This is a genomic window from Moorena sp. SIO4G3, from assembly GCF_010692305.1.
Taxonomy (GTDB): domain Bacteria; phylum Cyanobacteriota; class Cyanobacteriia; order Cyanobacteriales; family Coleofasciculaceae; genus Moorena; species Moorena producens_A.
Genome location: NZ_JAAHIG010000309.1, coordinates 1 through 10,522 on the forward strand (window position 1 = coordinate 1; position 10,522 = coordinate 10,522).

The following is a 10,522-nucleotide window of genomic DNA, read 5'->3' on the forward strand; positions in this document are numbered from 1 at the left end:
TCCTCATAGGCAGGGCTTTCACCTGCATCCGATAGGTAGTTAGACTTTTCAGGTTTTATCCTGCGCAAGTCCCCAACTCATACCCCTTCAGTCGCTGAAGGCTCCTAGTTGGAACGAGCCGCACCCAGTCCAGTCCCCAATGGCTAATACTGCCTAGTTTGTTGTAAGACTCAGATCTAACAATGCCTAATTTTTTCATTACCTGCAACAACTCAAGCTCAACTGACTTAGTCATCCCCACTACGGGGACGACCTGAGTCGATATTTTCTTGGTTGCTCCTACTTTTTTGGGCATCGTATACTGCTGTGTCCTACATGTTAATAATACTATAGCGCTAGTAAAATGTCAATGTCTGTTTTGCGATGTTAAATCCCGTTTTATCCCGATTTATTGGGACTTAACTGCAGGACTGAAAGGCTAATCAGATCGTAACCATTCAGGTAATGCTGATAGCACCTCAAGTAGCGTGCGTGGCACAGGCTTTGGCCTTTGGCCACGCTGTGCGAACGACGCGCTTGAGGTAGCGCATTAGCTGATAGCTGATAGCTAATAGCTGATAGCTGAATGCTGACAATCAGCAACGTCTACGAATAGGCTCAGCTAAATAATCATAAATCAGTTGATATTGAGCTTCTGGTTCTTGCTGCCATTTCATCACTAAACCTGACTTGACCAATAGCTCTAGGATAAAATCTAAGTTGTCAGTGGATAACTGTAACTCTGCTCCTAAATCGTCTTTTGTTCGGAATGGTCGAGTGCCATCCTTATCCGTTAACAAACCCAAAATTTTCCAAGCCGCGTTTTGGTTTTCTGAACCACAATCAGAAACAACCCCTTCCAAATAGCGCTCCACTAGCTTTTCTTTTGATCCGCTTTGTCGATAAGCCGCTAAAGTAGTGATTTGCTCAGTTTGTAATTGCACTCCCACTATCTGTAATTCAATCGGGCTTACTTGTCCCACTGGTTCAGTCTTAGCTAAGTCGTTTACCAACTCATCGACTAATGCATCTTCTAGGTAAAATTTAGCTCTAGTGGTTAGAGTATAAATAATCGATTTTGCCTCGTCTGGAGAAAAATTACCGACATAATAAAGGATACCTTTATTAAGAATATCATTATTAATGGCATCCAAATCTACCTGACGAGCGCACTTTAATAATAGGTGTAGATAATCCTCCCGTAAACAAAGGATAACTTTGAGATAGGGAATATTAAGACAGTCACGGAAAAATTCAAAGAAGCGTTTTTGTTCAGCTGGCTCTCGGCAAGCAAAGAAAAACTCTTCAAATTGGTCAAAAATCAGGATGTTTGTCTGGTTTCGCCGTTGATTTTCTTGCAACTGAGCTAGAAGATTAGCCGTTTTAAGGTTGTTTTTATAACCTTCAACCTTTAAACTTTCAACCTTCAACGGTGAAGAACTTTCACCCTTCGACTCTAAGATACGTTTACCCAACTCTTTTTCCCAGTCAGTGTAAACCTTCAACCTAATCGGGACTATATCACGGTTACCAATGGGTTGCTGTTTTAGGGCGGGGATTAGCCCAGCTTCTAGTAAGGAACTCTTGCCCACTCCAGCTTGACCATAAATTACAGTTAGTTTGTGCTGGGTACTGGCAATGCGTTGCACTAGCTCTTGTACTTTGTGTTGCCAATGGGAAGCAGTCATTGCCTGAGATACGGTAGCGCTACCTTTACTCTTGGTCTGTGCTAAGTAATTCTGTGCTAACTGATTCTGTTGGGAGGATTTGAGTTTACCCGCACCGATAAAAGCAAGTAAACCATGCTCTTGTGCGATCGCAAGCCGTTCTTGTTTTACTGTAAATGCTGCTTGATATCGTTTTTGTTGCCAGTAGAGGGTTCCTAGAGTTTCCAGGATTTCCAGGTACAGTTTCGAGTCATCACTAATCCCTAACTCCCTAGCCCGTTCCAGATGGCGAATCGCTTTGGAATGCTGACCCAAGTGCTGTTGGGCTTGAGCCAGAAGTAACAGATAGCGACCAACGGGAGATTTATTTGTGATCTGTTCTGCATCTTGATCTATCTTAACTATTCCATTGAGGCAAGATAAAGCAGAATTTTCCTGATAGTCAAGGTACTGTTGCTGTTGTTGGGGTTGGATACTTGCCGGATGATAGGACAATTTTTTACTTCCCCCTCTTCCCCCTGTTGGATAGGCCAACAAATCTTCCCTATCCTGTGCAGCACCCTGTTCTTCTGTGACTTTTGTTATAATTACATTGGCATATAGTGCGTTTGTGTAAGCCTCCTGCCAGCAGGATTTTTGTAGCGCCACTGTTCCTAGAAATCCATAATCCTGAGCTAGTTGCACAGGAGCAGAGTAACTTCTGTGTAGGGCTAGAGACTTTTTAGCTAGACTTTCCAAATCCTCCCAGGCTTCCAGAGATTGCAGTATCTCACCGAGCTGATTAATAAACTTAGCCACTAAATCCGGTCGTTGCTCTTGTTCGAACACCACCAGACACTGCTCTAAATACTCTTTAGCCTTGTACCAATTTTCTCGATAGCTAGGGTCTCCTGGTCTATACTGCTTAGCCTGATCGCAATAGCATAATCCTAGGTGAAACAGGAGAACTGCTTCTCGCTCCCGACGTGGAGGGGTAATGGACTTAGAGGTTATGAAGGTAGGCAGACCAAGTCCGGGGAGAATCTCACCATTGTTTTCTGGCTTGCTCTGCTGCTTACCTGGTTTCTGTTGCCAGAATTCTAAACTTTTCTGATAGTGGGTAATAGCAACATCAATCTTGCCCAATCCATAAGCCTCTCGACCCCAGACAAAGTTAAGACTGGCTAGTAACTCTGGTGGCAACTCGTGGTTGCCACTTTCCAAATCCCGTAAGGCAAACTTAATTTCCTGACTATAACCAGCACCTAAGATAGCATCATTGGGGGAAATTTCACTGGCACCTAATTCTAATACTGTGCTAAATAAAGACTTGGCTTTTTGTTGTAGGTTGCTAATTATGCTTGAGGTTGGGATTTCAAACATAACCGTTGTTGCCCAACTGTGGAAATCTGGTGTGATGCGAATCAGCTTACACAGCACCTCATCGTTAATCCACAACACTAATGGAAACTGGAAATTTTTGCGAAACTCTTCTCTAACTTGGTTTGTGGCGATTAACAGTTCATCAAGGTCTGTGACTGACTCTAAACCAAACACCATCAAAGCGGCTGGCTGTTCCTCCCCGATTTCCTGTCGGAGGGTGGTGTAGAGTGTACAAGCAGATGGCTCTAGGAATACTTCCCGGATTGGCACAGAGGAAATTTTGTGTAGTCTGCGCACCACTCGCTTACGCCACTTGGCATAATTACAGTGTGCGAACATCAGTAAAAACTGTCCCTCACTAGCAGCTATTGCCCAGGCTAGTTCTTCTACAGTATCCCGGTGGTGATTAGCTACAGGGTCGAGTAGGGGTGATTTAATCATGATTTTAAGGATATTGCTTATGCCAGCAAGTGCTTATGCCAGCAAGTGAGGTAATTATGTTATCAGGAAATTAAATTCTATCCTGGTAGCAAAATGGCAATTTTTTGTGATTTTTTTGTGATTAGTCATGATAGGATTAAGTGTTACTACTTAACACTTAAATACTTAACACTACCTAACACTATCTAAACACTTATTAAAATTGCCATAGTTTTTTGCAATCCCATTCCAGACTGCTTATGACAGAATCAGGACTCAGCAGGGAACCACTAACGACACCAACGACGCTCCCTCTTATTGACATTAGTATTGTGCTTTAGATAATCCTGCAGCCAATCGCAAGCAAGGGAGTGTAGTTGATCAGGATGTCTGATAGTCTCTAAATTCCATATAATTACTCTAGCAGATGAATCTGAAGAAGCAATAGTTTTGCCATCAGGACTAAAACTAAGGCTAACTACAGCATCATCATGGCCATAAAAGGTTTGAGGTTGTTTACCTTTCCTGTTCCAAAGCTTGACAGTTTGGTCAGCACTAGCTGTAGCAATGGTTTCACCATCGGGACTAAACACCACACTCCAGACGGTATTGTCATGACCTTCAAGAGATGTTAGTTCCTTACCATTACTAAGATTCCAGAGTTTAACTGTGTTATCCCTGCTAGCAGAGGCCAGGGTTTTACCATCGGGGCTGAAACCGACACTGACAACCCAATCGTCATGATCATCAAGGGTTTGCAGTTCCTTGCCATCACTAACATTCCAGAGTTTGACGGTTTGGTCAAGACTAGCCGTAGCAATAGTCTCACCATCAGGACTGAACCTGACGCTATTTACCCAATTGGTATGACCAGTCAGAGTTCTAATCTCAATACCATTCTGATTCCAGAGTTTAACTGTTTTGTCCCTACTAGCCGTAGCGATAATTTTGCCATCGGGACTGAAAGTGATACTCCTAACCACATTCTCATGACCAGATAGGGTGTGCAGTAACTTACCATTCTTATTCCAGATTTTGGCAGTCTTGTCTGCACTAGCGCTAGCAATAGTCTCACCATCAGGGCTGAAACTAACACCCCAAACCCAACCGGTATGACCAGTCATAGTTCGCTGCAATTCACCGTTTAAGCTCCACAGTTGGATAGTGTTGTTCTTACTAGCGGTAGCCATAGTCTGACCGTCGGGGCTATAACTGACGCTGTAAACGGTATTCTCATCCCCTGTGGGAATAGGGAGTTCATTCCCGTATCGACGACTCCAAAGTTTAACCGTTTTGTCAGCACTAGCGCTAGCAAGGGTCTGGCTGTCGGGGCTGAAATTAACGCTCCATACCCAATCGCTATGACCGGTAAGGGTTTCGAGTAGCTGGCCATTTCGATTCCAGAGTTTGACGGTATTGTCAGCACTAGCGCTAGCAAGGGTCTGACCGTCTGGACTGAAACTGATGCTAGTCACAGTACTTTCATGACTTTCATGGTCATCATTTCCCAAGGTCTGATACCGAGTACCGTCAAGTTTCCAGAGTTTGACAGTCTTATCCTTACTAGCAGTAGCAATCAGTTTACCTTTGGGACTGAAACTTACGCTAAACACCGCATCGTCATGGGCTTGTATGGTTATAGGCTTTCTGTTGTACAAGCCATTCCGGTCTCTACGCCAGAGTTTAACCGTGTTGTCAAAACTACCAGTTGCCAGCACCTTGCTATCGGGGCTGAAACTAATACTGAGCACTGCTTTATCATGGGCTTTGAAGATTTGGGGTTTTTTGCCTTCGAGGCTCCAGATGATAACTCTTCCATCCTCGCTAGAAGCAGCAAGGCTTTTGAGATCAGGGCTAAAACGCACGCTCCAAACTAAATTCCTATGCCCTGTCAAGGTTTGAATATACTTACCATTCCGTTGCCAGACTTTAACGGTTTTATCTTTACTAGCCGTGGCAATCAACTTGCCATCAGGACTGAAGGTAACACTTCTGATTTCATCCTGATGTCCATCCTTTCCTGCTAACGTGTAGAGTTCTTTGCCTTCCTTGGACCAGATTTTGACAGTTTTGTCGGAACTAGCCGTAGCAATTAGCTCACCGTCGGGACTGAAACTAACAGTGTTGACTGTATTATCATGACCTTCTAAGCGGTTGCGCTCTCTGACCCCATAAAAGGCTTTCTCTAGAGAACTCATCGCTATATCCTTAGTCTCAGAGCTGACCCCAAGTGACCTCTTCAGTTTGGTTGCTGCCTCTAACGCATCTTTTAGGGGATCGAGGGCATGATTATTGGAACCGTAAAGGGCTTCTGAGGATTTAATCAAAGCTGTGATTTCGTTGTTTCTAGCTTGAGCCCAAAATATAGCAGCAGAGAGGGTTGATATCGCTAACATGCCAACTAGAGCAATGGAGCCGGTCAGTGCTATCATCGACTTCTGTAACTGGGCTTGAGAAAGCCGATGTTGCTCTTGGGCTTCCTTAAGTTTGGCGAGTAATTCGCTATCTTGCTGCTGGCGAATCACAGAAACTAGATAATCATGAACCAGTTGATAGCGGTTAACCGGACTTTCTCGTAAGAGCACCACTAATCCTGATTCGACTAGGATATTTAAGACTAAATCTAACTGGTCTATTTTTTCTATCGCTAAATCTACTGCCAAGGCGTTTAAATCTTTTTCCAAATCCTGGCGGGTTTTAGGCGGGCGGGTGTTATTTTCTTCAGTGAGTAAATACAAGATCAATTCAGCAGCTTTTTCATTCTCGGAGCCACAATCTGCGATCACTTCTTGCAGATAACGCTGCACCAATTTTTCTTTAGGACCTTTTCTCCGATAATGAGCTAGGGTAGTAATTCCTTCAGTTTGTAGTTGAGCTCCTACTATCTGCAATTCAATGGGACGAACTTCTCCTTCACTGCTGCCTAGTTCCTGAACTAAGGTATTTACTAAAGCTTCTTCTAAATAAAATTGAGAGCGTTCGGTTAGGCTGCGAATAATAGATTTAGAATCGTCTAAGGAGAAATTACCTAAATAATAAAGAATATCTTTGTCGAGAATGTTATTGTTGATTGGATAAAAATTTTGATGGCGAATTCCCTGCAACAAAAAGTACAAATCATTTTCCCGTAATGACAAGATTACCTTGACGAAAGGAATCTGAAGACACTCCCGGAAAAAATCAAAGAAGCGTTTTCTTTCAGTAGGATTATCCGAAATCAAGAAAAACTCTTCAAACTGGTCAAAAATCAGCACCGTTAGCAAATTGCTATGTTCATTTTGTCGCAATTGCTCTAAAAGGGTAGCTGGTTGCAGGTTAGTTTGAGTTGTTGGTTGCAGGTTAGTTTGGGTGGCTGGTTGCAGGTTAGTTTGGGTTGAAGGTTGCAGGTGAGAAGACTGCTGTGAACCTTGGCCTTTCGGCCACGCTTTCGCCGTAGGCGACGCTCCGCGAACGCGAACAACCTTCAACCGGTCAACTTTCAACTGAGAAGAACCTTCACCGTTGAACACAGAAGAACTCTCAAGGTTAAACTGGTCAACTTTCAACGGAGAAGATGCTAAGGATTTCCAGACTTCCCTGACCCAATCGGTGTAAACCCTTACCAAAATTGGTACGACATCACGGGTTCCAATTACCTTAGTTTTGAGAGTGGGGACTAATCCAGCTTCTAGCAGGGAACTCTTACCTACCCCTGACTGACCATAAATCACTGTCAGTTTGTGCTGGGTGCTGCCAATACGTTCCACTAAGCGCTCTACATCGTTCTGACGTACAGAAGCAGTGATTTCCTCAGCAGCAGTTTCCTGCTCTAGGAGTAAGGTAGAAGTTTGGCGTAGATGAGGTTTGAGGCGACCAGGTCCGATAAAGGCACGGAAACCGTATTGCTGCTCAACGGAGAATCGTTCTTGTTTGACCCGAAAGGCTTCTAGATACTGCTTTTGCCGGAAATAAAGCGTCCGCAATTTTTCCAAAATGCGAATATAAAGTTGTGGGGCATCCATTGGACCGGTTTCCTTAGCCCTTTCCAGGATAGCGATCGCTTCTTCCGAGAGACCCAAATGCCCCTTCGCTTTAGCCAGAAGCAGTAGATAGGACATTTGATACTGTCCGGAGGTATTAGTTAACCGTGTTAGGAGTTCTAAAGCTTTCCTAGCTGCTTGCTGAGCGCCCATCCAACGGCAGTCTTGAAGGGCGACTGCAGCGATAAATCCATAATCTTGAGACAGTTGCAGTGAATTTCCATAGGTTCTGTGCAGTACCAGGGAGCGTTGCGCCAGACCTTGTAAGTCTTTCCAAGCTTCCAGTCGTTGTAGGGTTTCGCCAAGTTTAGTAATAAACTTGGCGATTAAATCTGGGCGTTTTGCTTGTTCAAATGTATCGATACATTTTTGAAAATACCCTCTGGCTGTGATCCAGTGGTGACGAGTTTGGGAGCGATTGAGTTCAGCCAGGTTCAGATAACACAAACCGATATGAAACAGCAGTAGAGCTTGACGTTCTACTGGTGAAGGGGTTGAGGGGTCTCTCGGCAACGTCCGGAGGGAAGTAGGTATTTGGGTAGTTCGACCCAGTCCGGAGGAGAAACTACTCTGCTGTTGGATTTCCTGTTGTTGTGTTTCCCAGCTTCTGAATTCTTGCTGCCAAAAGGCTAAGCTTTGCTGATAATACTCTAAGGCCTGATCGATCTGACCATTAGTATAAGCTTCTCGACCAAGCACAAATGGCAAACTAGCTTCTTGGGTTATGTCTAAGACATCTCCACGAGTTTGCAAATCCCTCAAAGCTGAGTCCAATTCTCGGCGATAGCTTGAACCCAAAATAGCGGTATTGGGTAGGAACTGATCCCCACCGGCATCTAAAATACAAGTAAATAAATAACTCTCTCGTTCTGCTAGAGCTTCAATTAATTGATTGGAGGAGAGGACAAAATCTGTGGTTGTTGCCCAACTCTCTAAATCCGGCACAGAGCGAATCAGCTTTTGGAGTACGTTGTCATTGACCCATAATACTAGAGGAAAGGGGCAATGCTTGCGAAACTCCTCTCGCACTTGGTTGGTAGTGATTAGTACTTGCTCCAGGTTGCTCAGGGAGTCTAAACCAAAGACCATCACGGCAGCTGGCTGTTGATCCCCTAGCTGCTCCAAGATAGTGGTGTAGAGACTCTTAACCGACTGGTTCAGATATATTTCCTGGAACTCAATAGCACAGACTTGCCGCAACTTCCGCACAATGTAATCCTGTAAAGCTTCATAGTTGCGGCGGGCTAAAATCAGGGAAAACTCCCCTTGGGACGTCTCAATCGCCCAGGCGAGTTCCTGGATTGAATTCTTGTTGTAGGCATCCGCATCTTCTACGCGGTATAAGCTAGGCATGATTTGAATCCTTCCGCTTCTGCCAAAATGGGATTAACGTCAAACCAAGACCCATCTTGGTCTCGGTACTCATAGACGAACATGCTGCGGATCAAGACTTGGTAACCTTCATCTCCAACTACCTTCTTGTGTTTAGCAACATGACACAATAATTCCCACTCATCGTCTGAGATGGGTAGGGTTAGTTCATTGCGGCGGTCTCGAATTACAGTTTCTAACATGCCTTGAGACAGAGGTAATCGTCTTTCTTTCTTGATCCAGGTACTGAGGAACCGGAGCAAATTCCGCACATGACCCCCGCTAGCGTAACACAGGCGATCTAAAGTGTCAGGGGAGTCGAACACCTCTTTTACTCTAGCAAGACGCTCTAAAGGCTCTAAATTAGGAAAGGCTCTGGCGAGTACCATTTGTCGCAGCAGTGCCATGCCCTGTTCATGGGGAGTACCATCTCGTAACCTTACCGGTACCATTGGTAACACTTTGGGATCTACTACAAAGCGCTGAGTCAAGGCACTATAGTCATTAGAAAATCGTAGGGCTAGGGGCATGGTGTAGACCACATGACAGTGTAACCCCTTTAACTGGGCTCCGCGATCGACAAATAGATATTCCGGTTGATCACGTCCCCAAGGCTTCTGGGAAGCATCCACCCGATCGAGGTTATCTACAATTACCACTAGCCCTTGTTTCCCCACTTGTTGGAGGTTTGCGATCGCAGGTTCGAGCAACTCTTGGTTAATCACTTCTAACAAGCGATTGGTTTGAGGTTCGAGATATTGCCGTAACCGACTGCGCAGATCCGGGCTATCCTTAGCCTTAGCCGTAATCTCACCAATCCCAACTGCTAGGGAAACCGCCCCCTCCGTGTCTACTCCAACCTCACCAATGCCAGGAACTCCTACCCGACCGCTTAATTCAATTTCAGTGAGCAATAGTTTAGCCGCACCTGCCAGTAATTTTTTAAAGCCTTTCGGTTCACCTAGCTTAATTTTGTCTAAGCTTTCACTGACTCGACGAGCAATAGCGAGTAAAATGTCACCAACATCTACATCTCCCATTTCCAAGTCTTGAGAAGACTCAAAATAGACCACGTGAAAGTCAGCTTCTTCCAATTCGGATTTCAACCGCAGTAATTCCGTAGATTTACCACAACCAATATGTCCAGTAAATAGCTCACAGGTCGGCTCATCCATGGAGAAGAAGGTGATATTGTCCTTCAACTCTTCAATGATCTTGCCCCCTCGCACTGAGGAAAAATCGATATAATAATTACGGTCTTCAGGCTGTTCTACCGTTAAGGTTTTGCTGGGATTACAGGCTTTATAGAATTTTTGGATGTTTACTGTCATAGGTTTCATTTTTCATTAGTCATTCGTCATATTTGGCACCAAGTTAACAATTTACCTGTTAAGGTAGGGAATCGGTAACAGGCAAAAGTCATCAGATTTTATGATTTGATAACTGATTCGATATCCCATACTATTAGTCATTAGTTACTTTTGCTTATTTTTTTTATTATGTTGTGACTAATTATGGGATTATGATTTACTTGTTATTACCCATTCCAGTTTATCAGTTACTCTAGGTATCTGCGTAGGAATTGTGAGAATTTTTGAGGACATTTTACCTACTCCCTACTCCCTACTCCCTACTCCCTACTCCCTACTCCCTACTCCCTACTCCCTACTCCCTACTCCCTACTCCCTGCTCCCTACTCCCTGA

4 protein-coding genes are annotated in these 10,522 nt (G+C 44.3%); all 4 read right to left on the reverse strand.

All coding sequences use genetic code 11. The features are described 5' to 3' along the window. Positions 1-55: 55 nt before the first annotated feature. Positions 56-295 (reverse strand): hypothetical protein, encoded by a 240-nt coding sequence (locus F6J99_RS34180; RefSeq protein WP_365974836.1) that lies wholly within the window; start codon positions 293-295, stop codon positions 56-58. A gap of 280 nt (positions 296-575) precedes the next feature. Continuing rightward, a complete protein-coding gene (locus tag F6J99_RS34185) occupies positions 576-3,449 on the reverse strand; it encodes a tetratricopeptide repeat protein (RefSeq protein ID WP_293119793.1) in 2,874 nt (957 codons plus the stop codon). 269 nt (positions 3,450-3,718) lie between these two features. Further along, positions 3,719-8,800, reverse strand: a complete 5,082-nt coding sequence (locus F6J99_RS34190) for a hypothetical protein (protein ID WP_293119795.1) — start codon at positions 8,798-8,800, stop codon at positions 3,719-3,721. Further along, complete coding sequence (locus F6J99_RS34195) at positions 8,779-10,149, reverse strand: AAA family ATPase (RefSeq protein ID WP_293119797.1); 1,371 nt, start codon at positions 10,147-10,149, stop codon at positions 8,779-8,781. The genes F6J99_RS34190 and F6J99_RS34195 overlap by 22 nt, the downstream gene beginning before the upstream one ends. Positions 10,150-10,522: the final 373 nt, after the last annotated feature.